Here is a 23,642-nt window from a genome sequence, read left to right on the forward strand (position 1 = left end):
GGTCAGTGCTGGTTTTCGGGCAGGCGCACGATCAGGCCGTCCAGATCGTCGCTGACCCGGATCTGGCACGACAGGCGCGAGTTGGGCTCCACCGCCTCGGCGAAATCCAGCATGGACTCCTCCATGGCCGACGGGCGGCCCGTCTCCGCCTGCCAGTCGGGGTCGACATAGACGTGGCAGGTGGCGCAGGCGCAGGCCCCGCCGCAGTCCGCGTCGATGCCCGGCACATTGTTGCGGATGGCCCCTTCCATGACGGACAGGCCGGTCTTCACGTCGACCGCGTGCTCGGTCCCGTCATGCTCGATGTAGGTGATTTTCGCCATCGAGCGCGCTTCAGGCCGAAGCCTTCGCCTTGTTCCGCTCCCGCGACACCATCAGCTTCTTGGTCTCGGCGATGGCCTTGGCCGGGTTCAGGCCCTTGGGGCACACCTGGGTGCAGTTCATGATGGTGTGGCAGCGGTAGAGCTTGAAGGGGTCTTCCAGGTCGTCCAGCCGCTTCTGCGTGGCGTCGTCGCGGCTGTCGGCGATCCAGCGGTAGGACTGCAGCAGGGCCGCCGGCCCCAGATAATCCTTCTGGTTCCACCAGTAGCTGGGGCACGAGGTCGAGCAGCAGGCGCACAGGATGCACTCGTACAGCCCGTCCAGCTTCTCACGGTCCTCCGGCGACTGCAGCCGCTCGGTGGTCGGGTCCGCTTCGTCGGACTGCAGATAGGGCTGGATCGAGTCGTACTGGGCGTAGAACAGGCTCAGGTCCGTCACCAGATCCTTGACCACCGGCTGGTGGGGCAGGGGCGCGATGGAGATGGTCGAGGAGCCGCATTCCTCCCAGCCCTTGGTGCAGGCCAGGGCGTTGCGTCCGTCGATGGCCATGGAGCACGAGCCGCAGATGCCTTCACGGCACGATTTGCGGAACGCCAGGGTCGGATCGATGGTGTTCTTGATGTGGATCAGGGCGTCCAGCAGCATCGGGCCGTGATCGTCGGCCGAGACCTCGAACACGTCCCAGCGCGGATCGGAGTCCACCTCGGGGTCATACCGGTAGACCTTGTAGGTCTTGACGTTGGTCGCGCCCTCGGGGGCCTTGTGGACCTTGCCGGTGACAGGCTTTGAGCCGCGCGGAAGGGTGAGCTGGACCATGCTTAGTAAACCCTCGCCTTGGGCTTGATGTAGTCGATCTCGCTGGACATCGTGTACTCGTGAACCGGTCGGTAATCGATCGCCACGTCCTGCCCCGGACGCTTCCACGCCAGGGTGTGCTTCATCCATTCCACGTCGTCGCGGTCGGGATAGTCCTCGCGGGCGTGGGCGCCGCGGCTTTCCTTGCGGTTGGCCGCGCTCTCGATGGTGACCAGCGCCTGATCGATCAGGTTGTCGTATTCCAGGGTCTCGACCAGATCAGTGTTCCAGATCATGCCGCGATCTGTGGTCTTGATGTCGGCGCCCGCCGCGTGGATGGCGCGCAGCTTGGCCACGCCCTCGTCCAGGGTCTTGCCGGTGCGGAACACCGCCGCGTCGGACTGCATGGCCCGCTGCATGTCGTTGCGCAGCTGGGCCGTGGGGGTGCCGCCCGACGCTTGACGGAAGCGGTCCAGCCGGGCCAGGTGGGCGTCGGTGGCGCCGGCGGGCGCGGCGGGGACCGGCGCAGCCTTGTCCACAACCTCGCCGGCGCGCAGGCCGGCGGCGCGGCCGAACACCACCAGATCGGTCAGGCTGTTGGAGCCCAGACGGTTGGCGCCGTGCACCGAGACGCAGGCCGCCTCGCCCACGGCCATCAGGCCGGGCACCACGGTGTCGGCGTTGTCACCCACCTTGGTCAGCACCTCGCCGTGATAGTTCGTGGGGATGCCGCCCATGTTGTAGTGCACGGTCGGCAGCACCGGGATCGGAGCCTTGGTCACGTCCACGCCTGCGAAGATCTTGGCGCTTTCGGAAATGCCCGGCAGGCGCGCGTGCAGGGTCTTGGGATCCAGGTGATCCAGATGCAGGAAGATGTGGTCCTTGTTCGGACCGACGCCGCGGCCTTCGCGGATCTCGATGGTCATGGACCGGCTGACCACGTCGCGGCTGGCCAGATCCTTGGCCGAGGGGGCGTAGCGTTCCATGAACCGCTCGCCCTCGGAGTTGGTCAGATAGCCGCCCTCGCCCCGCGCGCCCTCGGTGATCAGGCAGCCGGCGCCGTAGATGCCGGTGGGGTGGAACTGCACGAACTCCATGTCCTGCAGCGGCAGGCCGGCGCGCAGCACCATGGCGTTGCCGTCGCCGGTGCAGGTGTGGGCGCTGGTGGCCGAGAAATAGGCGCGGCCGTAGCCGCCGGTGGCCAGGATCACCAGCTTGGCGCGGAAGCGGTGCAGCTGGCCGTTGTCCAGCTGCCAGGCCGTCACCCCGGTGCAGGCCCCGTCCTGCATGATCAGGTCCAGCGCGAAATATTCGACGAAGAACTTCACCTCGCGGCGCACTGACTGGCCGTACAGGGTGTGCAGGATGGCGTGGCCGGTGCGGTCGGCGGCGGCGCAGGTGCGCTGCACCGGGCCCTCGCCGAAATTGCGGGTCATGCCGCCGAAGGCGCGCTGATAGATGCGGCCGTCCTCGGTGCGGCTGAAGGGCACGCCCCAGTGTTCCAGCTCGTAGACCGCCTTGGGCGCCTCGCGCACCAGATACTCAATGGCGTCCTGGTCGCCCAGCCAGTCCGACCCCTTGACGGTGTCGTACATGTGCCACTTCCAGTCGTCCTCGCCCATATTCCCCAGCGAGGCCGAGATGCCGCCCTGGGCGGCCACGGTGTGGGAGCGGGTCGGGAACACCTTGGTGACGCAGGCGACCTTCAGGCCCTGCTGGGCGGCGCCCAGCGCGGCGCGGAGGCCGGAGCCGCCGGCGCCGACGACGACGACGTCGTATTCGTGATCGACGAATTCATAAGCAGCCATGTGGCGTTCAGGCCCCGAAACCGGCAGGCAGCGGCGCCGAACCCAGCGCCAGCCGCGTGATGAAGAAGACGCTGACCGCGGCCAGCACCAGGAAGATCAGGTTCGACAGGCCGATCAGCAGCGCCTTGTTGCCGGGGCGATGGATGTAATCCTCGATGATCACCTTCCACGCCAGGCTGATGTAGCCCAGCAGCACCACCGCCGTGACGCCGAGCAGCACGGCGTTGAGGGTGCTGGCGAACCACGCCGCGGCGGTGTCGTAATCGGCCCCGGCCAGGGTGAAGGCGCTGGAGGCCGCCCACACGCCCAGCGGCATGAGCAGCAGCAGGGAGACCCGCTCCACCACCCACTCGCGCGCGCCGTGACGCTCGGAGATCTTCACGCGGTTCTTGTACTGGGCGTAGCCGCTCACAGCGAAACCCTCCCGGTGGCGAACAGCACGGCCCAGAACAGCACCGTCAGGACCACGGGGCCCCACACCGAGATGTGCGACAGCAGATTGGCCGGGCCGATCTCCAGCGCTCCGCCGGTGTCCTGCACCAGATGGCGGCCGCCGTTCAGGATGAAGGAGAACATCACTAGCGTCAGGCCGAAGCCGATCAGCAGCCCCAGAGGCGAACCCATGAAGCTCATCACCCCGGCGAAGGCCTCGGGCCCGAAGGCCAGGGCCCCCAGCCAGCCGATGATCAGGATCGCGCCGAAGCTGGCCGCCCCGATGGTCACCCGGAACAGGATCGAGGACAGCATGGTGATGTGCCAGCGCCAGATCTGAAGGTGGGGGGACAGGGGCCGGATACGGCCGTTGGGCTGGCGCACGAAACGGCCGGTCTGGTCGTCGTCGGCGTCTGAGGCGGTCGACATGCGAATCGTTCTCAAACTATTGTAAAATCAGCAATGATGCAGTGCGGAAGGCTTTACGGACCCGCGCGGGGGGGTGTCAACGCGGCAGGCTTCACGGTTCGCTCAACAGGCGGGATTCCCTTGCTGCACAGCCCGATCTTGCGCTGCGGCCTCATGTCGCTACCCTTTCCCAATGATCTGGATCGCCCTGACCCTCGCCATGACCGCCGCCCAGGACGGGCCGATCGCCTATGTGGAGGCCTCGCCCACCTCGCTGGAGCTGTATTCCGGCCCGCCGGTGCGGCCCTACGAGCCGTCATGGGATACCCCGGGGGCGCAGGGGGACGCCTATATGATCACCCGCCGCGTGCTGGAAGCGCCCGCCGTGCTGGAGGCCTATGACGGAACCTACGAGACCACGCCGACCGACGCCGAGGTGGTTTATCAGCAGGGCGTGACCTCCGCCGCCCTGCGCGCCAACGCCATCATGGGGCCGCTGGACGGGCGCTGGCGCGTCACTTCGGGAGGCGCGCCGGTGCTTGAGCTTCTGATGATGGATCGGGGCGACGGCGCCCTGGTGGAAGGCGCCTGGCGCGAGCCCGCGGCCCCGGACGCGGCCCTGACCAGCCGCCGGCTGGGCGCCCTGTCGCTGGTGGTGCGCTCGGGCGAGACCCTGACCATCGATGTGGACGACCCCGACGGCCCGGCCCGCCTCAGCCTTGAGCGCGACGGCGCCCAGTGGCGCGGGACGCTGCAGCGCGGCGACACGGCCCTCCCCGTGGTCATGGAGCCCCAGGTCTGAACGCAGAGGCGTTTCCCTCTGTTTTCACCCCCGCCCTCTCCGGCGCCGTAGACTGCGCTCTTGGTCAGGTCCCGGGAGGCGATTTCAACAATTCAGACAATTCGGACAATTCGGACACTGTTTTTTCGGCGACGAAATCTGAAACCCGCACCCCGATGCTTCGGGAACGCCCCGCCGCCTCGCGCGCTGATATCCGCCGGATGAACCGATCCTGACCGTTTCGCTGAACGCCGCTTCATCGAAGCGCCGGAATATGGTCAGGCTGGCGTCACACCCTTGCCGCGCCGTCGCGTCACAAGGATCGTCTCAACAATCCCGAACGGGAGCCTGACCATGAATCTCTCACGCCGCGCCTTCGCCACCGGCTCGCTCACCCTGGGCGCCGCCGTCATGGCCGGCCTGCCCGCCTTCGCCCAGAGCAACCTCTCCGCCGCCGATCGCGAGACGGTCGGGCGCGTCTCGTCCTGGTTCCAGGGCGTCAGCGCCGCACGCGGCAGCTTCGTGGAGACCGGCCCCGGCGGCCGCCGGGCGGAAGGGCGCTATTATCTGCAGCGTCCCGGCAAGATGCGCTTCGAGTACAGCAATCCCGAAGGCCTGCTGGTGGTGGCCGACGGCAACAATCTGATGCGCTACGACCCGCGCCTCGAGGTGTTCCGCCAGGCGCCCCTGTCTGCAACGCCCCTGTCGGTGTTCCTGGGCCGCAACGTCCGCATCGAGGAAGGCGTGCGCATCGACCGCGTCACCCGCATGGACTCCGGCGCTTTCGCCGTGGTCGCCCGCGACGCCCGCCGCCCCAACGAGGGTCAGGTCATCCTGGCCTTCGCCGGCAACCCGGTGCGCCTCATGGAATGGACAGTGATCGACCCCCAGGGCCAGCGCACCCGCACCCAGTTGTCGTCCTTCGAGGCCGTCAACAGCCTGCCCAACAGCCTGTTCACCCTGCGCGACCCCACCCGCCGTCCGGGCCGCAACTAGGGCGGGCCTTAACCACGCCGTGCTTTTCGGGTCACGCCAAAGCCTGTTCGCTTTGCGGTTGACTTTTTTCCGGAGGAGTGGTTTTTGAGACACAGGACGGCGGCGGCTGTCCTGACCGTCCCGGACACCATCCCCTCCCGGTGGCGGCGTGAGAGAGAGACGAAACTGTTTGCGCCCGGCCTGCAAAGGCCGGGCGCTTCTTTATGGGATCAGAAGAACAGCGGATCCGGGCGGCGCTCCGCCTCGCGGTCCGGCTCGGGGTTCTGGGCCGGAGACTCGGTCTGGATCGGCTCGGGCGGCCGCACGCTGGGTCGTTCCGGCGCGGGCTGAACCGGCCGCGGGTTGGCCGGCGCCCCGGCCAGCGGATCGCCCGCGGACGGCGGCAGAACCTCGTCCTCGAACAGATTGCCCAGACCGCCGAGCAGGTCTCCCACCGGATCGGCGCCGGGCGCCAGGGGCGCGACCCAGCCTTCCGGCAAGGCTGGACCATTGGGGATCGACTGAACGTTCAGGCGGGGCAGGGCCGCCTCCATGAACCCGCGCCAGATGGCGGCGGGCGATGAGCCGCCCGTAACGCCGCGCATGGCGGTGTTGTCGTCCCGGCCCACCCACACCACGGCCGTGAAGCCGCCGGTATAGCCCGCGAACCAGGCGTCCTTGTAGTCCGAGGTGGTGCCCGTCTTGCCCGCCAGATCGCGGCCAGAGATGGCCACCGACCGCGCCGTGCCGGAGGTGATGACCCCCCGCAGCATCTGGTTCAGGTAGTAGAGCGAGGGATTCTGGATCACCTGGTCGGCGCGGCGATCCTCGGCCTGACGCTGATAGATCACGCGGCCCTGGGGCGTGCGGATGCGGGTGATGCCGTGGGCTTCCGCCCGGCGTCCGCCGTTGGAGAACGCGGCGTAGGCCTGGGCCATCTCCAGCGGGCTGACTTCCACGGCGCCCAGGGCCATGGCCGGTTCCAGTCCCACCCGGGAGGTGATGCCGAGGCGGCGCGCGGCGCGGGCGACACTGTCGCGTCCCACCTGATCCGCCAGCCCGGCGGCGATCGTATTTGTGGACTGGGCCACCGCATTGGACAGGGTGGTCGGGCCGATAAAGTTGCCGGAATAGTTGCGCGGCGACCAGTTGCCGATGGTGATGGGCTGATCGACCACGGGCGTGTCCGGCGTGTAGCCCGCCTCCAGCGCCGCCAGATAGACGAACGGCTTCCAGGCCGACCCGGCCTGGCGGCGCGCGTCCACCGCCCGGTTGAACTGGCTGTCGGCATAGGAAGCGCCGCCGATCATGGCCCGCACCCGGCCGTCGCCGTCCACGGCCACCAACGCCGCCTGCTCCACGCCGCGCGACCCGTCACGCTCCAGGATGCGGCGCACGGAACGCTCGGCTGCGGTCTGGAGGGTGAGGTCCAGCGTTGTCTCGACGATCATGTCCTCGGTGGGCTCACCCACCAGGCGGCGGATGTCCTTGTCCAGCCAGTCCACGAAATACTGGGCGTGCTGGGTGGCCAGGGTGCGCGACACCCGTACCGGCTCGAGCACCGCCGCGTTGCGCTGCTCGGCGGTGATGACGCCGGTCTCCTCCATCTGGTTCAGCACCACCGTGGCCCGACCCGCGGCCCGCTCGCTCTCGCCCAGCGGGCTGTAGCGCGACGGCGCCTTCAGCAGGCCCGCCAGCAGGGCAGCCTCGCCCACGGTCAGCTCGTCGGCCGACTTGTCGAAATAGCGCTGCGACGCAGCCTCGATGCCGTAGGCCCCGGCGCCGAAATAGACGCGGTTCAGGTACAGGGCGAGGATCTCGTCCTTGGAGAATTTCATCTCCAGCCACACCGCCAGCATCAGCTCCTGCACCTTGCGGCGGATGTTCTGGTCGGGCGTCAGGAACAGGTTCTTGGCCAGCTGCTGGGTCAGGGTCGAGCCGCCCTGCACCACCCGGCCGGCGCGCATGTTGGCCAGGGCCGCGCGCATCATGCCGATGGGGTCGAACCCGGGATGGTGATAGAAGCGCCGGTCCTCGATGGCGATGAAGGCCGCGGGCACATAGTCCGGCAGGGTGTCCAGCTCCACCGGCGGGGCGTGCTGGCTGCCGCGCACCGCGATCAGGGCGCCGGACCGGTCCAGATAAGTGATCGAGGGCTGGCGCTCTACATCGTAGAGCGAGGAGGTGTCGGGCAGGCCCCGGGCGAACACCAGGAAGAACACCGTCAGGAAGATCAGGCCCCACACGGCCAGCACGGCTGACCAGTAGATCAGCCGCTGAAGCAGCGTGCGACCGCCGCCTTTGCCGCCGGAGCCGGGAGCCCCGCGTGCGATGGATGGACCCGCCATGTAACCCTCTAGCCCGTTGCGTCTTGCTCATAGCCCGCGAACGGGATCGGTGAAACGCCCCCCGTCAAGGACGCGAACCTGCCCGATGTTTCCGCCGAAAGCATGGCGACAGCCTTAACGTCTGTTCAGGCCGAGCGCGCCTTGATGGGCGCGGACCCGTCCGCCACCGACTCGTTCAGATAGACCTCGGCCTCCTGCGCGGGCAAGGCCGGGGCATAGCCGAAGCCCTGGCCGTAATGACAGCCCGAGGCCAGCAGCAGGCGCGCCAGATCGGCGTTCTCGACTCCTTCGGCCACCACTTCCAGCGACAGGTCGCGCCCCAGATTCACCACCGACTTGACGATCTTGGCCGAGCCCTCGTCCTGACCCATGGTCAGAACGAAATAGCGGTCGATCTTGAGCGTGTCGAAGGGCAGGCGCGCCAGATAGGACAGGGACGAAAACCCGGTGCCGAAATCGTCCAGCGCCAGACTGGCTCCCGCCTCGCGCAGGGACTTCAGCACCTGCGCGGCCCGCTCGGGGTCACGCATGATGTCGCTTTCCGTGACCTCCAGCTTCAGGGCGCCGACGGGCAGCCCGGTCTCGGCGCGGATGCGGCGCACATCGTCCACCAGCGCGTCGCGCTCCAGTTCGTTGGTCGACAGATTGACGCTGCAGAACAGCTTGCCCGCGCTCGGATGGCGCTTGAGCCATTCGGCCAGCTGGGCGGCGGCCTGACGCATCATCATCAGACCCAGGTCGTTCATCAGGCCCATCTCGTCGGCCAGGCCCAGGAACTCGTCGGGCGGCACAAGGCCGCGGCGGGGGTGTCGCCACCGCGCCAGCGCCTCGAACCCGGCCACCGCGCCGGTCTCCAGATTGACGATGGGCTGATAGAAGGGCTCGATCTCGCCCCGCACAAAGGCGTTCCTGAGATCGCTTTCCAGGGCCAGACGCGACAGGCTGTCGGACTCCAGCGTCCGGCCATAGGCGGCCATGCCGCCCCGGCCGGCCGTCTTGGCCGATTCCACCGCAAGCTCCGCGCGGCGCAGCAGTTCGGCTGCGTCCGCCGCGTCCGGCCCGCCCTCGGTGCGCACCGCGCCGATGGAAACGGTGGGATAGATGTCGAAGCCGGCCACGCGCAGAGGCTGCTCCAGCGCCTGACGCACGCGGCCGCAGGCGTCGCCGTCTTCGGCTCTCACGAAGATGGCGAACTCGTCCTCGCCGATGCGGGCGGGGGCGGCCTCGCCCGAGAAGGCGGCGGCCAGACGGGATCCCAGCGCCGACAGGACCATATCCGCGCGCTCATGGCCCAAGGCCTCGTTCAGGCGGCGCAGACGATCCACATCCGCCACCACCAGATCGTAGTCGCCCGGCGCTGTCAGGGCTTCGCCCACCCGCGACAGGAAGGCGCGACGGTCGAGTAGGCCGGTCAGGGCGTCGCTGGAGGCCCCGGTGAATTTGCTTTCAAGCGCCACCACCCCGGCGGCGCGCAGCCCGTCCTCGAGCCAGACGCCGCGCCAGATGCACAGGTCGCCGCCGCGCATGCGCAGCCGTACGGCGATCTCGCCGCCCTCATCCTGGGGCTTCAGGATACGTTCGGCCAGCGCCCGGTCCTGGGGCATGGCCAGGGCGGTGAACCCCGCAGCGGTGCATTCCGGCGCCAGCGGGCCGAGGCCCAGTGATCGGGTCGAGCCGGTGAACTTGAGCTGGTCCAGGGCGGGCGTCCACACCCACAGCGCCGCATCGGCGGCGGCGAGCGCCTCGATTGCGGTGGTGGGGTCCCACGCCAGGGCTCTGGATCGGCTGTTCAAGGCTTGCCGCCCTCCGTCAGGACGACAGGCGTCCGTCTGCGCCGGCGTCTTCTGCAAGAAGGCCGAACAGGAGATGGTCTGCCCAAGTCCCGTTAATTTTCAAATAAGCCCGGGCTTGGCCCTCAAGCCGGAAACCGGACTTTTCCAGCACCCGACGCGAGGCATGGTTCGAGGGCACGCAGGCCGCCTCGAGGCGATGCAGCCTGAGCGCGCCGAAAGCATAAGCCGTCAAGGCCCGCATGGAGGACGTAGCCAGCCCCCGTCCCGCATGCGGCAGCCCGATCCAGTAGCCGACGGTCCCGGTCTCGGCCACGCCGCGCCGCACATTGGACAGGGTGATCCCCCCGGCCAGCCGATCGTCCTGATCGAGGATGAAGAAGGGCCACGCGTTTCCCAGCTCGCGCTCGCGCTCATAGATCGCCAGCCGGCGGCGAAAGGCGGTCCGGGTCAGGTCGTCCTCGGGCCAGGCGGGCTCCCACGGCTGAAGATGGGCGCGGGAAAGGTCACGCAGGGTCGACCAAGCCGCGTAGTCGGACGGCTGGGGCGCGCGCAGGGTCACCCCCTGACCCCGCAGCACGGGGCCGACCGGTTCCGACATCCAGTCCAGAAGGGCCATGAGCGTCTATATCCCTTTACCGTCGCGGCGTCAGGCGTAGAGGGTCTCGGCGAAGACACGCCCCGCCTTGCCCGCCGTCTTCGGGCCCAGCACGGCGGTGGCGCTCTTGCCGGAGGCGAGCAGGCGCGCGCCCAGCCGACACATGTCCTCCCTCGTCACCGCCGCCACGCGGGCCGTCAGGGTCTCCGAAGCAACCGGCGCGCCAAACAGCAGGGTCTGGGCGGCGTTGCGCCCGGCCCGTGATGACGGACTTTCGTCGGCCATCCACAGCCCCGCGCTGAGGATCGCCTTGGCCCTCGCCAGTTCCTCCTCGGTGGGCCCGTCCATGGCAAGGGATCTCAGTTCAGTCGCCGCCACCCGGGCCAACTCCTCGGACCGGCCAGGCGCGGCGCCCGCATAAACGCCCAGAACGCCCGTGTCCTCATAGCCCTCGAACCAGGCGTCGATCGCATAGGCCAGACCCCGGTCTTCCCGGGCGCTCTGGAACAGGCGCGAGGCCATGCCGCCGCCGAGGATCTCGGCAAACAGCCTCAGCGCCGGAGTGTCTGCGTCGTGCGCCGAAAGGCCGGGAATCTCGAAGACCAGATTGGCCTGCTCGATACGGCGGGTCAGGGCCGCGTCCCCCCCGGTGAAGGCGGCCGGCGCCGGCTCTTCGCCGTCATCGGGTCCGGCCTGTCCGAACCACATCCCGGCCAGGTCGGCCAGCCGCGCCGGGTCCACCGCGCCGGAGACGGCCACCACCATGCGTCCCGGGGCGTAGAGCGCCGCGCGCCACGCTTCCATGCCCGCACGATCCGCACGGCCGATGCTCTCCACCGACCCCAGAATGGGACGGCCCAGCGGCTGGCCGGTGAAGGCCTGCTCGCCGGCCATCTCGAACACGTGGTCGTCTGGGGTGTCGAAGGCCTCGGCGATCTCCTGCGCCACCACATCCTTTTCGCGGACCACCTCGGCCTCGCTGAGCGTGGGCCGGAAAACGATGTCGGAGACCACCTGCATGGCCAGGGGGAGGGAGGATTCCAGAGCCCGCACCTCGAAGCTGGTGCGCTCCTGGCCGGTGGCTGCATTGATGGAGCCGCCTTCGGCCTCGATGCGCTGGACGATGTCGCGGGCGCTCATGTCCCCGGCGCCCTTGAACACCAGATGCTCAAGCAGGTGCGACCAGCCCGAGCGGTGCTCGTCTTCCCAGCGGGCGCCGCCGCGCACCGCCACGGTCAGGGCGAAGGTCTTGAGCCCCGGCATGGGGTCGGCCACGACGCGCACGCCGTTGGGCAGGGTGTGAAGGTGGGTCAAGGGATATCCCGGCCCGCGCGCGGGCCTTGTCTCGGCAGCGGACGCAGCCGCCGTTGCAGCATCAGGGCGTAGAAGACGATCAGGGCTGCGGCGAGGCCGAACCAGGTGATGGCATAGCCCAGATGGTTGTTGGTGAAGGCGGCGGGCGGAACCGCCGGGACCAGCGCCGCCCATTCGGGATTGGTCGAGGTCTCGGCGAACAGGATGCGGGAGTCCACCGGTCCATCAAGGCCCAGCGCCCCGGCCATGGCCTCATGGTCACGGGCGAAGAAGCGCCCCCCCTGCGGCGGTGGGCTCATCCAGTTCGGCTCGGGCGCCTCGCGCGTCACGGCCGTGATGCGGACGGGATCAGCGGCGGCCGCATCAACCGGGGGGCGAGCGGAAATGGCCTCGCCCACGAAGCCGCGATCCACCAGAAAGGTCGCCTCGACGCCCGCCGGTCGACAGGCCGAGATCAGGCGCACGCCCGCATCGCCGTCATGGATGGACTGAAGCTCGACCAAGGGCGCGGCGTTCAAGCCGGGGCAGTCCAGGATCACCCGGCGAAACTCGCCGCCGGGCTGGTTCAGAATTTCGACGGCCGGAACGGGCGCCACCGTCGCCGCGGCCTCGGCCTGGTCGATCAGGCCGACCTTCCAGGCCATGCGCTGCACCTGCCAGACGCCCAGGCCGATCAGGACGGCCAGCATCGCCGCCGCCAGCACGGTCAGTATCCAGGGGAATCCCGGTCGTTCAGAAATCGTCATTGCGCACCTCGCGCGCCGTGTTTCGCATCTGCAGCGCCGTCATCAGGCCCTTGCCCGGCCGCATCAGTCCCAGCGACAGGGCCGCCACCAGCGGAAGCCAGATGATCAGATGCAACCACATGGGCGGGCTGTAGGTGATTTCAACATACAGGGCCGAGAAGCCGACGATGGCTCCGGCGATCTGCATGATGAAGCTGGCGGCGCCGTCTCCGGTGGCCACCGACGCAAGGTCGTAGCCGCAGACCCTGCAGGTCGGCCGGACCTTCAGAAACCCTTCGAACAGCGGCCCCCTGCCGCAGTTGGGACACCGGCAAAGCAAACCCGCCCGGATCGGGTCGATCCGGGCGGGCGCTGAAGGCTGGGGCTGGTCGCTCAAGATCAGCCGTAGATGACGTAGACGAAGGCGAACAGGAACAGCCACACCACGTCCACGAAGTGCCAGTACCAGGCCGCCGCCTCGAACCCGAAGTGCTTCTCGGGCGTCATCTGGCCCACCAGCAGGCGGATCAGGCACACGGTCAGGAAAATGGTTCCGATCAGGACGTGGAAGCCGTGGAAGCCCGTCGCCATGAAGAAGATCGAGCCGTACAGCGTCGAGTTCAGCGCTTCTTCGTTGAAGAACAGATTCTCGTGCAAAATGTGGTAATATTCATAGACTTGTACGGCCGTGAACAGCGCGCCGAGCGCCACGGTCAGACCTAGGCCGACCTTGGCGGCCTTGCGGTCGCCGACCACGATGGCATGGTGCGCCCAGGTCACGGTGGTTCCCGACAGCAGCAGGATCACGGTGTTCAGGAACGGCAGCTGCCAGGCGTCCAGGGTCTCGATGCCCGCGGGCGGCCAGGTGGACCAGGCCGCGGCGGTGTCGGTCCAGTTGCCGAACTCCGGAATGAGCGTGCGCGCCTCGTTGAAGAGCGTCATCTCGAAGAACATCCAGAAGAAGCCGGCGAAGAACATCACTTCCGAGGCGATGAACAGCACCATGCCGTAGCGCAGGCCCAGCGAAACCACCGGGGTGTGGTCCCCAGCGTGGCTTTCCTTGATCACGTCGGCCCACCAGCCGAACATGGAGAACAGGACGCCGGCCAGGCCAGCGAAGAACACCCAGCTGGTGCCTGCGGGCAGGCCGAAGAGGCCCTTCATCCACATGACCGCCCCGATCATCATGAGCGTGGTGGCGGCGGACGCCACCAGCGGCCACGGGCTGGGCGGCAGGATGTGATAGTCGTGATGAACGGCGTGGGCGTCGGCCATTTATGCGTCTCTTGGATGCGTCAGCGCGGAGTCGTTGATGGGGCTATAGCCTCGCTATCCCTGTCCGCCAATAGCGGCGCGCTGTTCAAAGCGGTCAGTGGGATAGAAGGTGTAGGACAGGGTGATGTCGTGAACGCCGCGCCCCTCGGGGTCCGTGGCGATCTCGGGGGCGACGAAATACTGGATCGGGAACTCGACGGTCTGGCCCGGCTGGATTTCCTGGGGGTCGAAGCAGAAGCACTCGAGCTTCTGGAAATACGGGCCGGCGCGCTCGGGCACCACGTTGTAGGCCGCGGTGCCGCTGATGGGTCGGTCCGATGTGTTGGTGACCCGGAAATAGGCGATACCGGTGTCGCCGATGCGCACGGTCTGGCGCGTCTGGTCCGCCTCGAACTCCCAGGGCAGGCCCCGCACATTGGTGTCGAAGCGAACACGGATGGTGTCTTCCAGCACCCGGTCCGGCGCCGCATCAGCCCGCATCACCGTGCCGTTGAAGCCGGTGACCTGGCAGAACAGCTGATACAACGGCACGGCGGCGAAGGCGGCCCCGGTCATCAGCGACAGGGCTCCAACGCAGATCACAGCGACCTTGGTGTTCTTGTTCATGGCCATGGCGCTCAGCCTCCCACGTTGGCCTGAAGCCGCAGCAGGGTGGTGGCGAACACCAGCACCATGAACGCCACCAGCCCGAGGGCGATGGCGAGGTTGCGGCGCTTGCGCGCCTTCAGTTGTTCCGGCGTCATTAGCTGCATGAGGGGCAAGCTCCGATCACGGGCGCGTTCTCGACCAGAAGGACGGCGAACAGGGCCATCAGATACAGGATCGAGTAGGCGAACAGGTTGCGCGCAGGTTTGGCCTCCGCACGCACGTCATACAATGCGGCCTCTCGCCCCACCGCCTCGGCCTTGTCGGGCTGGTCGCCCGCGCGCGAGCGCCACAGGCGGACGGCCAGGGCGATGAAGAACAGCCCGCCGAGAACCGAGACGATCAGATAGGCCAGCCCCGCCATGCCCAAAAGGGCCGGCGCGATGGCCACCGGCACAAAGATGAGGCTGTAGATGAGGATCTGGAGCCGGGTGGACTTCGCCCCCCGGGCCACCGGCATCATCGGGATGCCCGCCCGGGCGTAGTCGCCGGCGGAATAGAGCGCCAGCGCCCAACTGTGCGGCGGGGTCCAGAGGAAGATGATCAAAAACAGCAGCCAGGCTTGCCACGGCGCGTCCCCCGTCACCGCCGCCCAGCCGATGACGGGAGGCAGGGCTCCGGCCGCACCGCCAATGACGATGTTCTGGGGCGTGCGGCGCTTCAGCAGCAGGGTGTAGAAGCCCGCGTAATAGACAATGGTCAGGGCCAGAAGGCCGGCCGCGAACCAGTTCACCGCCATGCCCAGCAGCATGACCGAGAACAGCGACAGCACCACCCCATAGGTCATGGCGTCGTTCTTGTTGACCCGGCCCGCCGCCACCGGCCGGCCGCGCGTGCGGCGCATCAGGGCGTCGGTCTCACCCTCCAGCGCCATGTTCAGCGCCCCGGCCGCGCCGGCGCCGACGGCGATGCACAGCACGGCGATGGCGGCCAGGAACGGATTGATGTCGCCCGGCGCGGCGACGAGGCCGGTGATGGCGGTGAACACCACCAGCGACATGACGCGCGGCTTCAGCAGCTGGAAATAGTCCCCAGGCTGGGCGGTGGTCAGGTCGGGTGCTGCAGGCTGTGTCATGATGCGAAAAGGGGGCCGCGTGATCGGCGGCCCCCCCATCCTACTCGGTTCGAGGTCCGGTGTGGACCGGATCAGTGATGGTCGTCCGCCTTGACCACGGGCAGTTCATTGAACTGGTGGTGCGGCGGGGGCGAGGACAGGGTCCACTCCAGGGTCGTGGCGCCTTCGCCCCAGGGGTTGGCCTCGGCCTTGCGGCGACGCACGGCGGCCTCGATCAGGACGATGAAGAACACCACCATGCCCACGAGGGTGATCAGGTAGCCCACCGTCGAGACGTGGTTCCACAGGGTGTAGGCGTCCGGATAGTCGATGTAGCGGCGCGGCATGCCCTGCAGACCCAGAAAGTGCTGGGGGAAGAAGATCACGTTCACGCCGACGAACATGATCCAGAAGTGGGTGGCGCCGAGGAACTCGTTGTACTTCACGCCCCACATCTTCTCGAACCAGTAGTAGAAGCCCGCGAAGATGGCGAACACCGCGCCCAGCGACAGCACATAGTGGAAGTGCGCCACCACATAGTAAGTGTCGTGCAGGCTGTAATCGATGCCCGCGTTGGACAGGACCACGCCGGTCACGCCGCCGACGGTGAACAGGAAGATGAAGCCGATGGCCCACAGCATGGGCGTCTTGAAGTCGATGGAGCCGCCCCACATGGTGGCGATCCAGCTGAAGATCTTGATGCCTGTCGGCACCGCGATGATCATGGTCGCGGCCACGAAGTAGGCGCGCAGGTTGATGGGCATGCCCACGGTGTACATATGGTGCGCCCACACCACGAAGCCGATGAAGCCGATGGCGACCATGGCGTAGGCCATGGCGAGATAGCCGAAGATCGGCTTCTTCGAGAATGTCGAGACGATGTGACTGATAATGCCGAAGCCCGGCAGGATCAGGATGTAAACCTCGGGGTGACCGAAGAACCAGAACAGGTGCTGGAACATCACCGGGTCGCCGCCACCTGCGGGATCGAAGAAGGCGGTGCCGAAGTTTCGGTCCGTCAGCAGCATGGTGATGGCCGCCGCCAGAACCGGCAGCGACAGAAGAAGCAGGAACGCGGTGATCAGCACCGACCAGGCGAACAGCGGCATGCGGTGCAGGGTCATGCCGGGCGCGCGCATGTTGAAGATGGTGGTGATGAAGTTGATGGCGCCCAGGATCGACGAGGCGCCCGCCACGTGCAGCGAGAAGATGGCCAGATCCATGGCGGGCCCGGTGTGACCCACCGTGGACAGCGGCGGATAGATGGTCCAGCCGCCGCCGAAGCCCCGACCGGGGCCCCCATCGACGAAGAGGGAGATGCAGAGCAGCACCCACGCCGAAACGAGCAGCCAGAACGAGATGTTGTTCATGCGCGGGAACGCCATATCGGGCGCGCCGATCATGATGGGCACGAACCAGTTGCCGAAGCCGCCGATCATGGCGGGCATGACCATGAAGAAGATCATGATCAGGGCGTGAGCCGTGACTGTGACGTTGTAGCCGTGTTTGGACGCCTCGACGATGCCCAGGTACTGGACCAGGGAGCCCTCGGTGAAGACCTGGATGCCCGGTTCGGCGAGCTCCCAGCGGATCAGGCCCGACAGCGCACCGCCCACCACGCCCGCCATGATGGCGAAGATGATGTAGAGGGTGCCGATGTCCTTGTGATTGGTCGACAGGAACCAGCGGGCGAAGAAGCCCGGCTTGTGGTCGTGATCATCGTGATGAGCGATTGCGGTGGCCATGATGGTCGGGCTCGCGTTCTCTTACTGGGCCGCTTCGGCCGCGTCGGCGGCCGGAGCATCTTCGGTTTCGGTGGCGGCAGTGGCCGGTGCGGCTGCGGTCGCGGCGGCGTCCGTGGTAGCTTCTCCGGCGGGCTCGACGCCCGGCATCGAGCCGCCGCGCCCGGCGACCCACGCCTCGAACTCGGCCTGGGTCACCACATTGATCTGGATCGGCATGAATGCGTGATCGACGCCGCAAAGCTCCGAGCACTGACCATAGAAAACCCCGGTGCGGTCCGCGCGGAACCAGGTCTCATTGACCCGGCCGGGAATGGCGTCGGTTTTCAGGCCGAAGGCCGGCAGGGCCACGGCGTGGATGACATCGGAAGCCGTTACCAGCAGCTGGACCACCTGGCCCACCGGCACCACCATGGGCTCATCGGCCGCCAGACGGAACGGAACGCCCTGGGCGAGGGCCTCGTCCTCGGGAAGCTGGTTGGAGACGTACTCGCCGACACCGTGGTCAGGATACTCGTAGGTCCAGTTCCACTGGTTGCCCGTCACCTTAACCGTCAGGTCCGGCTCAGGCATGTCGTGGTAGGCGAACAGCAGCCGGAACGAGAACAGGGCGATGAAGATCAGGATCAGCACCGGCACGACGGTCCAGATGATCTCGATCGTGGTGTTGTGGCTCCACTTGGCCGGCACCGGATTGCGGCGCTTGTTGTAGCGGAACACGATCCACAGCAGCAGGCCAAGCACGAGCAGGCAGATGACCGTAATGATCGGCATCAGAATGGCGTCATGGAACAAGGTCGCTTCGACCTTGAGCGGTGACGCCGACGGCTGAAGTCCTATGCCGCCCGGCGTCGGCTGACCCACCAGTTCCTGCGCCCAACCCGGCGCTGCGGTGAACAGCGCCATTGAGGCGAGAACCGCTGAGGCGACGAACGCCCTGGCCCGCTTGCCCATCCCCATTCGAGAAATCCTCATAATCCGTTCTGCAGCAACCTTTTGCGAGACGTTCGCAAAGGAGTCGCGGGCCCGAAGGCATCGCGGTGTTCAGGCCCGGTCCATATCGGCTCGACTCGCGCTTGCCAAGCATGCGGAGCGCAACATGGGGTCGCAGGGGTGCGGGGAGACGGATTAAATCGCTGTCATGTTTCGCATGCTACCTTGTGATGCCAGATACCTTGCGATAATCACCACGCATCACATGGAGGGCCGCAGGTGCCTGAAGTCATCGAAATACAGTTGAAGAAAGGGGTGCTGGCGCTTTGCGTGCTGGCCCTCCTGGAGCGGGGAGACTCCTATGCCTACGAGATCGCCAGCCGCATGGCCGAGGCGGTCGATATGGGCGAGGGCACGGTCTATCCCCTGATGCGCCGGATGCAGTCCGACAGGCTGGTGGAGGCCTACATGGTCGAATCCGCTTCCGGGCCATCGCGCAAATACTATCGCCTCACCGACGCCGGGCGCGCCAGCCTGGCCGCGCAGAAGACCGAGTGGGGCGCCTTCGTGCGCGCCGTGAACGGACTTCTGGATCGCGAGGTCGAACCTCAACACCAAACGGGAGAGACAGCATGACGCGCGCCGATTTCATGCTTCGCCTGCGCCGGGGGCTGGCTGGACTGCCGCTCTCGACCCAGGAGGAGATTCTGGCGGACTACGAAACCCATTTCGCCGACGGCGCCACCGAAGGCCGCAGCGAGGCGGAAGTCGCCGCCGCCCTGGGTGATCCGGGTCGGCTGGCGCGCGAGCTTCGGCTCGAGGTCGGGCTGAAACGATGGGAGGAGGAACGAAATCCATCTTCCGCCGCCGGCGCGGTCATGGCCCTGATTGGCCTGGGCGCTATCGACATCCTGATCCTGCTGCCGCTGCTAACCGGCGTGGTCAGCGCCATCGCGGGACTTTATGTCGCGGTCATCGCCGTGTTCATCTCTGGCGGAGGCATCCTCGTCGCCGGGCCCTTCTTCGATCCGCCGGGCGGTCCACTGTTCGCGGTCCTTCTGGGTCTGGGCCTGATGGGGGCCTCGGTGTTCGGCGCGGCCCTTCTGACCATCGTCACCATCTGGCTGGTGAACGGCCTAGTCTGGTTCGGGCGGCTACACTACCGCCTGATCAAGCCCGCCATCCAGCCTGAATCCACCTATAGCGAAAGGGGGCTGGCATGATCCGGTCACTGTTCATCATCGCCGCCGCGAGCCTGGTGCTGACCATCGTCTGCCTGGGCGGCGCCGCGGCCCTGGGCGGGCGCGAGGTCGCCCGCGACGGCTGGAGTATCTCCGGCGACGGCTGGAATCTTGTCCAGAGCGACTTCCACTGGGACTCCTCCGACGAGGACATCGTCACTCGCGAGATCGCCTGGGAGGGCGGCGAGGCCCTGGCCTTCGACCTGTCGGCCCGCGTGATCTATGCCCAGGGCGACGAGCCCTCGATCACCGTGGCCGGCCCGGCCGAGGTCGTCGACCACGTCACCTTCGCCGATGGTCGGTTCGACCTCGAGGACGGAGCCCGCACTGGTCGCCATTCCCGGCCGCGCATCACTATCGTCGCCCCGGCAGTGAGCCGCTTCACCCTGAACGGCTCGCAGGACCTGGAAATCCGCGACTACGACCAGCCGGCGCTGATCCTGGCCGTGTCGGGCAGCGGCGGCGTCGAAGGCTACGGCCGCACCGAGGCCCTGACCGTCACCATCGACGGTTCGGGCGACGTGGATCTCGACGGCCTGCCGTCCACCGACGCGGTCATAGAGATCAACGGCTCGGGCGATGTGGAGGCCGCCCCGTCCGGGCAGGTCGATGTCACTATCCGGGGTTCGGGCGACGTGGACCTGGCCACCCGCCCGAGACAACTGAACAGCGAGATCGTGGGCTCGGGCAGCGTCCGCCAGGCGGACTGACGGTTCCAAGGGGCGGTCCGAAGTCCTATCTAGGGCTCAAGATGCTCTTGAAGGACCGCCCATGACCGTCCCCGCCGCCATTCCCTCCTTGCTCGATCAGTCCGGTGTTGGAGCTGAGCAGGCCGGACTGATCCTGAACGAGGCCCTGCACGGGGCCGACGATGGTGAGCTGTTCATGGAGCGGACGGAAAGCGAAAGCCTGGTCTTCGACGACGGACGCCTCAAGGGTGCGTCCTATGACGCGGGCGAGGGCTTCGGCCTTCGCGTCGTGGCGGGAGAGACCGCCGGCTATAGCCACGCCAATGAAATCTCCGATGCAGCGCTCAGGCGCGCGGCTGACAGCGCCGCCCTGGCCAAGCGCGGCCATGCCGGCGTGACGGCCGAGGCGCCGCGCGCCACCAACCAGAAACTCTATGGCGAGGATGATCCCCTCGCCTCGCCCGCCTTCGCGGAGAAGATCGCCCTGCTGCAGGAAATCGACGCCTACGCCCGCGCCGCCGATCCGCGGGTGGTCCAGGTCTCGGCCTCCCTGTCCGGCGAGCGCCGCGACATCGAGATTCTCCGGGCCGATGGCCGGCTGCTGCGCGACGTGCGGCCTCTGGTGCGCCTGAACGTCTCGGTCACTGTCGAGCGGGACGGCAAGCGGGAGTCGGCGGGAGCGGGTGCGGGCGGCCGGACCGGTTTCGAGGCCTGGATCACGCCCGAACGCTGGCGCGCCCAGACCGACGAAGCCCTGCGTCAGGCCCTGGTCAATCTGGACGCCGTGGACTGTCCGGCAGGCGAGATGGATGTGGTGCTCGGCCCCGGCTGGCCGGGCGTGCTGCTGCACGAGGCGGTTGGCCACGGCTTCGAGGGCGACTTCCACCGTAAGGGCAGCTCGGTCTTCAACGGCATGATGGGTCAGCGCGTGGCGGCGCCCGGCGTGACCGTGGTGGACGACGGCGCGATCGCTGGGCGGCGGGGATCGCTCAGCGTCGACGACGAGGGCACCCCAACCGGCCGCACCGTCCTGATCGAGGACGGCATCATGGTCGGGCTGATGCAGGACCGGATGTCGGCGCGCCTGCTTGGCATGACCGCCACCGGCAACGGACGGCGTCAGTCCTACGCCCACATGCCCATGCCGCGCATGACCAACACCTTCATGGAGGGCGGGTCCCACAAGCTTGAGGACATGATCGCCTCCACCCGGCGGGGCCTCTACGCCGTCAATTTCGGCGGCGGCCAGGTGGACATCACCAACGGAAAATTCGTGTTCCAGTGCACCGAGGCCTACCTGATCGAGGATGGACGGATCACCGCTCCGGTGCGCGGCGCCACCCTGATCGGCGACGGGGCCACGGTGATGCAGAACATCACCATGATAGGCGACGACTTCGCCTTTGACCCCGGCGTAGGCACTTGCGGCAAGGCAGGCCAGGGCGTCCCTGTCGGCATCGGCCAGCCGAGCCTCAAGATCAGCGGATTGACCGTAGGCGGCACGGCCGTCTGAGGCGCACCATTACGGCGGCGTAATGATGTGTCGGTAATTTAATCTACATTTCAACGATGTAACTGGTCTGTTCATCGCTTGGACAGGCACATCTCCTCTCGAGAGTTTCGGGAGGATATCATGCGTTTCACGCTTCTGGCGGCCACATCCGTCTTCGCCCTGGCCGCTGCCGCCGCGCCGGCCCTGGCCCAGGATCCGGCTGCGGCTGCGCCCGCGCCGGCGGTCAGCAACGGACAGCAGGTGCTGGTGTTCGAGCCGGCCTTCTTCGCCGACCAGACCCCCAACACGGCCCTGGACATGGTCAACCGGGTGCCGGGCTTCCGCCTAAACGACGGCGACGGCAGTCGGGGGTTCGAGGGCGCCGTAGGCAATGTGCTGATCAACGGATCGCGACCTGCCTCCAAGAATGACACGGGATCCTCGGTGCTGGGGCGCACCCTGGCCTCACAGGTGGTGCGCGTCGAACTGATCCGCGGCGGCGCCACGGGCATCGACATGCAGGGGTACTCGGTGGTGGTGAACGTCATCACCTCCAGCGAAAGCAGCCGCCAGGCCGTGCTGACGGCCAACGCCACCCTGTTTGACGGCGGCCAGGATCTTTACGGGGGATCGCTCCAGTTCACCGCCCGCGACGGCGAGCGCACCTGGGGCTTCACACTGTCCGACGGCATGAGTATGAGCGATTCCAACGGCGCCGGCCCCGCCATCCGTCGGGCGGCCGACGGCTCCGTGCTGCGGCGCGAGGATTTTCTTAACGACGGCTACGGCGGTTCCAACTCCTTGCGCGGCAACTTCTCCTCTCCCTTTCTCGGCGGAAAAATCGACCTGACCGCGCGATATGGGGTGGAGGACTGGCACAGCTTCACTGTTCTGACCTCGCCCGACACCTGGCGCGAGAGCCGCTATGACAACGACGGCTCCTTCGGCGAGGTGGGCGTGGTCTACACCCGCCCCCTGAGCGAGCGGTTGAGCCTCGAGACCCGGTTCATCCACGAGTTCTCCGACTTCGACAATGTCTCCACCTACAACGAGAACATGGGCGCCGGCCCCGCGCCCGAACAGCGCTTCGAGTCCGTGGGCGACTCGTCCGAAACCATTCTGCGCAGCCTGGTGCGCTGGGAGCGGTCGGAGGCCATCACCCTGGAGACCGGAGGCGAGGTCGCCTACAACCGGCTGGACACCACCCAGGCCCTCTCGGACGGCGGGATTCCCGTGCCGCTCCCCTCCGCATCTGTGATTGTCGAGGAGACGCGGGGCGAGGTGTTCGGGCGCGGTACGTGGCGGATCAATTCCGACCTGACCCTGGAAGGCGGCCTGCGGCTGGAAGCGTCCACCATCAGCCAGTCCGGCGACGCGGATCAGGAGAAGTCCTTCTATTTCGCCAAGCCCCGCGCCCTGCTGACCTGGACCCCCATGGCCGACAACCAGTTGCGCCTGCGTTTCGAGCGCGAGGTCGGCCAGCTGGACTTCGGCGACTTCGCCGCCAGCGCCGAGTTGAGCGACGAGAACGTTCTGGGGGGCAACGCGGACCTGGAGCCCGAAGAGCGCTGGATCAGCGAGATCACCTATGAACGCCGGTTCTGGGGCGACGGCGTGGTCTCCATCGGCTACCGCCACGACGAGATCGTCAACGCCATCGACCGGATCCCCCTGGAGGACGGCCTGTCGGCGGTCGGCAATATCGGCGAGGGCACGCTGGATCAGCTGTCTCTGAACCTGACGATCCCCACCGACCGGCTGGGAATCGCCGGCGGCCAGTTCGGCTTCCGCAACGACTGGAACAAGACCGAGGTCACGGACCCGACGACCGGCGAGTTGCGTCCCATCTCGGGCGTGCGCGCGCGACAGGCGGTGATCTCGTTCCAGCAGGATATCCCCACCTGGCGGCTGAACTGGAACGTGGCGTGGATACCGCGCCTGGGCCAGCCCACCTATGATCCGGACCAGACCCTGGAATGGCGCGGTGCGGACTATTTCGAGCTGGCCGCCGAGTACAAGCCGGCGGCTTCCCTGTCCATCCGGGCCCAGCTGACCGTGTGGGACGAATTCGTGGTGGAGCGCACGGTCTTTGCGGACCGCGCCGCACCCCGCCCGATCTCCTATGTGGAGACCCGCGACATCGACCCGCGCACCTTCGTCTCCCTCCGGCTGAGGAAGACGTTCTAGGCCCGCACCTCTGGCGGGCGCGGCCGTCCCTGCGGCCCGCAAGAGAAAAGGCCCCCGTGGAGCGATCCACGGGGGCCTGATCTTTTCAG

The 23,642-nt window shown here is 67.4% G+C and carries 24 protein-coding genes; 7 read left to right on the forward strand and 17 right to left on the reverse strand.

All coding sequences use genetic code 11. The annotated features are described in order from the left end of the window. Window positions 1-2 precede the first annotated feature (2 nt). Genes ACK4SE_RS06050 through sdhC form a run of 5 tightly spaced genes read right to left on the reverse strand, consistent with a single transcriptional unit; the run spans window position 3 to window position 3,785 of the window. Window positions 3-323: a 2Fe-2S iron-sulfur cluster-binding protein gene (locus tag ACK4SE_RS06050; RefSeq protein WP_409689929.1), complete on the reverse strand. Its 321-nt coding sequence runs from the start codon at window positions 321-323 to the stop codon at window positions 3-5. Window positions 324-333: 10 nt separating this feature from the next. Further along, window positions 334-1,137 carry a succinate dehydrogenase iron-sulfur subunit gene (locus tag ACK4SE_RS06055; protein WP_409689932.1) on the reverse strand — a complete coding sequence of 268 codons (804 nt, stop codon included), beginning with the start codon at window positions 1,135-1,137 and terminating at the stop codon, window positions 334-336. Between the two features lie 2 nt (window positions 1,138-1,139). Then, window positions 1,140-2,924: a succinate dehydrogenase flavoprotein subunit gene (gene sdhA / locus ACK4SE_RS06060; protein ID WP_409689934.1), complete on the reverse strand. Its 1,785-nt coding sequence runs from the start codon at window positions 2,922-2,924 to the stop codon at window positions 1,140-1,142. A 7-nt stretch (window positions 2,925-2,931) separates the two neighbouring features. After that, a complete protein-coding gene (gene sdhD / locus ACK4SE_RS06065; protein WP_409689937.1) occupies window positions 2,932-3,336 on the reverse strand; it encodes a succinate dehydrogenase, hydrophobic membrane anchor protein in 405 nt (134 codons plus the stop codon). Further along, window positions 3,333-3,785 (reverse strand): succinate dehydrogenase, cytochrome b556 subunit, encoded by a 453-nt coding sequence (gene sdhC / locus ACK4SE_RS06070; RefSeq protein ID WP_409689939.1) that lies wholly within the window; start codon window positions 3,783-3,785, stop codon window positions 3,333-3,335. Before sdhC ends, sdhD begins: the two co-directional genes overlap by 4 nt. A gap of 172 nt (window positions 3,786-3,957) precedes the next feature. Here sdhC and ACK4SE_RS06075 point away from each other — a divergent pair, with 172 nt between their 5' ends. Together ACK4SE_RS06075 and ACK4SE_RS06080 are read left to right on the forward strand one after the other, a co-directional pair. After that, on the forward strand, window positions 3,958-4,566 hold the full coding sequence (locus tag ACK4SE_RS06075) for a hypothetical protein (protein WP_409689941.1): 609 nt from the start codon (window positions 3,958-3,960) through the stop codon (window positions 4,564-4,566). A 333-nt stretch (window positions 4,567-4,899) separates the two neighbouring features. Then, window positions 4,900-5,541, forward strand: coding sequence for a LolA family protein (locus ACK4SE_RS06080; RefSeq protein WP_409689944.1), 642 nt, complete (start codon window positions 4,900-4,902; stop codon window positions 5,539-5,541). Between the two features lie 209 nt (window positions 5,542-5,750). Here the strand turns inward: ACK4SE_RS06080 and ACK4SE_RS06085 are convergent, their stop codons facing one another. The 12 genes from ACK4SE_RS06085 to coxB form a co-directional block, all read right to left on the reverse strand. Further along, entirely contained in the window at window positions 5,751-7,868 is a 2,118-nt protein-coding gene (locus ACK4SE_RS06085; RefSeq protein WP_409689947.1) for a PBP1A family penicillin-binding protein, read from the reverse strand. Between the two features lie 125 nt (window positions 7,869-7,993). Continuing rightward, entirely contained in the window at window positions 7,994-9,661 is a 1,668-nt protein-coding gene (locus tag ACK4SE_RS06090; protein ID WP_409689949.1) for a putative bifunctional diguanylate cyclase/phosphodiesterase, read from the reverse strand. A 16-nt stretch (window positions 9,662-9,677) separates the two neighbouring features. Then, window positions 9,678-10,277 carry a GNAT family N-acetyltransferase gene (locus ACK4SE_RS06095; protein WP_409689952.1) on the reverse strand — a complete coding sequence of 200 codons (600 nt, stop codon included), beginning with the start codon at window positions 10,275-10,277 and terminating at the stop codon, window positions 9,678-9,680. A gap of 30 nt (window positions 10,278-10,307) precedes the next feature. After that, window positions 10,308-11,519: a M16 family metallopeptidase gene (locus ACK4SE_RS06100; RefSeq protein ID WP_409690305.1), complete on the reverse strand. Its 1,212-nt coding sequence runs from the start codon at window positions 11,517-11,519 to the stop codon at window positions 10,308-10,310. Between the two features lie 47 nt (window positions 11,520-11,566). Further along, the gene (locus tag ACK4SE_RS06105) at window positions 11,567-12,316 is read right to left on the reverse strand and encodes an SURF1 family protein (RefSeq protein ID WP_409689954.1); all 750 of its coding nucleotides are present in this window, start codon (window positions 12,314-12,316) and stop codon (window positions 11,567-11,569) included. After that, window positions 12,303-12,692, reverse strand: coding sequence for a DUF983 domain-containing protein (locus tag ACK4SE_RS06110; RefSeq protein ID WP_409689956.1), 390 nt, complete (start codon window positions 12,690-12,692; stop codon window positions 12,303-12,305). Before ACK4SE_RS06110 ends, ACK4SE_RS06105 begins: the two co-directional genes overlap by 14 nt. A gap of 2 nt (window positions 12,693-12,694) precedes the next feature. Next, window positions 12,695-13,570, reverse strand: coding sequence for a cytochrome c oxidase subunit 3 (locus ACK4SE_RS06115; protein ID WP_409689959.1), 876 nt, complete (start codon window positions 13,568-13,570; stop codon window positions 12,695-12,697). A gap of 54 nt (window positions 13,571-13,624) precedes the next feature. Then, window positions 13,625-14,182, reverse strand: a complete 558-nt coding sequence (locus ACK4SE_RS06120; RefSeq protein WP_409689961.1) for a cytochrome c oxidase assembly protein — start codon at window positions 14,180-14,182, stop codon at window positions 13,625-13,627. Window positions 14,183-14,187: 5 nt separating this feature from the next. Beyond that, window positions 14,188-14,322 (reverse strand): hypothetical protein, encoded by a 135-nt coding sequence (locus tag ACK4SE_RS06125; RefSeq protein ID WP_409689964.1) that lies wholly within the window; start codon window positions 14,320-14,322, stop codon window positions 14,188-14,190. After that, window positions 14,313-15,290, reverse strand: a complete 978-nt coding sequence (gene cyoE, locus ACK4SE_RS06130) for a heme o synthase (protein ID WP_409689967.1) — start codon at window positions 15,288-15,290, stop codon at window positions 14,313-14,315. Before cyoE ends, ACK4SE_RS06125 begins: the two co-directional genes overlap by 10 nt. Before the next feature lie 71 nt (window positions 15,291-15,361). Next, window positions 15,362-17,014, reverse strand: a complete 1,653-nt coding sequence (ctaD, locus tag ACK4SE_RS06135; protein WP_409689969.1) for a cytochrome c oxidase subunit I — start codon at window positions 17,012-17,014, stop codon at window positions 15,362-15,364. A 21-nt stretch (window positions 17,015-17,035) separates the two neighbouring features. Beyond that, window positions 17,036-17,971: a cytochrome c oxidase subunit II gene (gene coxB / locus ACK4SE_RS06140; RefSeq protein ID WP_409689971.1), complete on the reverse strand. Its 936-nt coding sequence runs from the start codon at window positions 17,969-17,971 to the stop codon at window positions 17,036-17,038. A 252-nt stretch (window positions 17,972-18,223) separates the two neighbouring features. Between coxB and ACK4SE_RS06145 the strand changes: the two genes are divergently transcribed. The 5 genes from ACK4SE_RS06145 (at window position 18,224) to ACK4SE_RS06165 (ending at window position 23,553) form a co-directional block, all read left to right on the forward strand. Next, on the forward strand, window positions 18,224-18,580 hold the full coding sequence (locus ACK4SE_RS06145) for a PadR family transcriptional regulator (RefSeq protein ID WP_409689974.1): 357 nt from the start codon (window positions 18,224-18,226) through the stop codon (window positions 18,578-18,580). After that, window positions 18,577-19,167, forward strand: coding sequence for a DUF1700 domain-containing protein (locus ACK4SE_RS06150; protein ID WP_409689977.1), 591 nt, complete (start codon window positions 18,577-18,579; stop codon window positions 19,165-19,167). Before ACK4SE_RS06145 ends, ACK4SE_RS06150 begins: the two co-directional genes overlap by 4 nt. Further along, a complete protein-coding gene (locus tag ACK4SE_RS06155) occupies window positions 19,164-19,895 on the forward strand; it encodes a GIN domain-containing protein (RefSeq protein WP_409689979.1) in 732 nt (243 codons plus the stop codon). Before ACK4SE_RS06150 ends, ACK4SE_RS06155 begins: the two co-directional genes overlap by 4 nt. A gap of 61 nt (window positions 19,896-19,956) precedes the next feature. Further along, window positions 19,957-21,387 (forward strand): metalloprotease TldD, encoded by a 1,431-nt coding sequence (gene tldD / locus ACK4SE_RS06160; RefSeq protein WP_409689982.1) that lies wholly within the window; start codon window positions 19,957-19,959, stop codon window positions 21,385-21,387. A 120-nt stretch (window positions 21,388-21,507) separates the two neighbouring features. Continuing rightward, a complete protein-coding gene (locus ACK4SE_RS06165; RefSeq protein WP_409689985.1) occupies window positions 21,508-23,553 on the forward strand; it encodes a TonB-dependent receptor domain-containing protein in 2,046 nt (681 codons plus the stop codon). Window positions 23,554-23,642 lie beyond the last annotated feature (89 nt).

The organism is Brevundimonas sp. (genome assembly GCF_046293315.1).
Taxonomy (GTDB): domain Bacteria; phylum Pseudomonadota; class Alphaproteobacteria; order Caulobacterales; family Caulobacteraceae; genus Brevundimonas.

Excerpts from the sequence above, each read along its gene's own strand:
- ACK4SE_RS06050 (WP_409689929.1), bottom strand. The coding sequence starts at position 323 with ATGGCGAAAATCACCTACATCGAGCATGACGGGACCGAGCACGCGGTC.
- ACK4SE_RS06055 (WP_409689932.1), bottom strand. The coding sequence starts at position 1,137 with ATGGTCCAGCTCACCCTTCCGCGCGGCTCAAAGCCTGTCACCGGCAAG.
- sdhA (WP_409689934.1), bottom strand. The coding sequence starts at position 2,924 with ATGGCTGCTTATGAATTCGTCGATCACGAATACGACGTCGTCGTCGTC.
- sdhC (WP_409689939.1), bottom strand. The coding sequence starts at position 3,785 with ATGTCGACCGCCTCAGACGCCGACGACGACCAGACCGGCCGTTTCGTG.
- ACK4SE_RS06075 (WP_409689941.1), top strand. The coding sequence starts at position 3,958 with ATGATCTGGATCGCCCTGACCCTCGCCATGACCGCCGCCCAGGACGGG.
- ACK4SE_RS06080 (WP_409689944.1), top strand. The coding sequence starts at position 4,900 with ATGAATCTCTCACGCCGCGCCTTCGCCACCGGCTCGCTCACCCTGGGC.
- ACK4SE_RS06085 (WP_409689947.1), bottom strand. The coding sequence starts at position 7,868 with ATGGCGGGTCCATCCATCGCACGCGGGGCTCCCGGCTCCGGCGGCAAA.
- ACK4SE_RS06095 (WP_409689952.1), bottom strand. The coding sequence starts at position 10,277 with ATGGCCCTTCTGGACTGGATGTCGGAACCGGTCGGCCCCGTGCTGCGG.
- ACK4SE_RS06100 (WP_409690305.1), bottom strand. The coding sequence starts at position 11,519 with ATGCCGGGGCTCAAGACCTTCGCCCTGACCGTGGCGGTGCGCGGCGGC.
- ACK4SE_RS06105 (WP_409689954.1), bottom strand. The coding sequence starts at position 12,316 with ATGACGATTTCTGAACGACCGGGATTCCCCTGGATACTGACCGTGCTG.
- ACK4SE_RS06115 (WP_409689959.1), bottom strand. The coding sequence starts at position 13,570 with ATGGCCGACGCCCACGCCGTTCATCACGACTATCACATCCTGCCGCCC.
- ACK4SE_RS06120 (WP_409689961.1), bottom strand. The coding sequence starts at position 14,182 with ATGGCCATGAACAAGAACACCAAGGTCGCTGTGATCTGCGTTGGAGCC.
- ACK4SE_RS06125 (WP_409689964.1), bottom strand. The coding sequence starts at position 14,322 with ATGCAGCTAATGACGCCGGAACAACTGAAGGCGCGCAAGCGCCGCAAC.
- cyoE (WP_409689967.1), bottom strand. The coding sequence starts at position 15,290 with ATGACACAGCCTGCAGCACCCGACCTGACCACCGCCCAGCCTGGGGAC.
- ctaD (WP_409689969.1), bottom strand. The coding sequence starts at position 17,014 with ATGGCCACCGCAATCGCTCATCACGATGATCACGACCACAAGCCGGGC.
- coxB (WP_409689971.1), bottom strand. The coding sequence starts at position 17,971 with ATGGGGATGGGCAAGCGGGCCAGGGCGTTCGTCGCCTCAGCGGTTCTC.
- ACK4SE_RS06150 (WP_409689977.1), top strand. The coding sequence starts at position 18,577 with ATGACGCGCGCCGATTTCATGCTTCGCCTGCGCCGGGGGCTGGCTGGA.
- ACK4SE_RS06155 (WP_409689979.1), top strand. The coding sequence starts at position 19,164 with ATGATCCGGTCACTGTTCATCATCGCCGCCGCGAGCCTGGTGCTGACC.
- tldD (WP_409689982.1), top strand. The coding sequence starts at position 19,957 with ATGACCGTCCCCGCCGCCATTCCCTCCTTGCTCGATCAGTCCGGTGTT.
- ACK4SE_RS06165 (WP_409689985.1), top strand. The coding sequence starts at position 21,508 with ATGCGTTTCACGCTTCTGGCGGCCACATCCGTCTTCGCCCTGGCCGCT.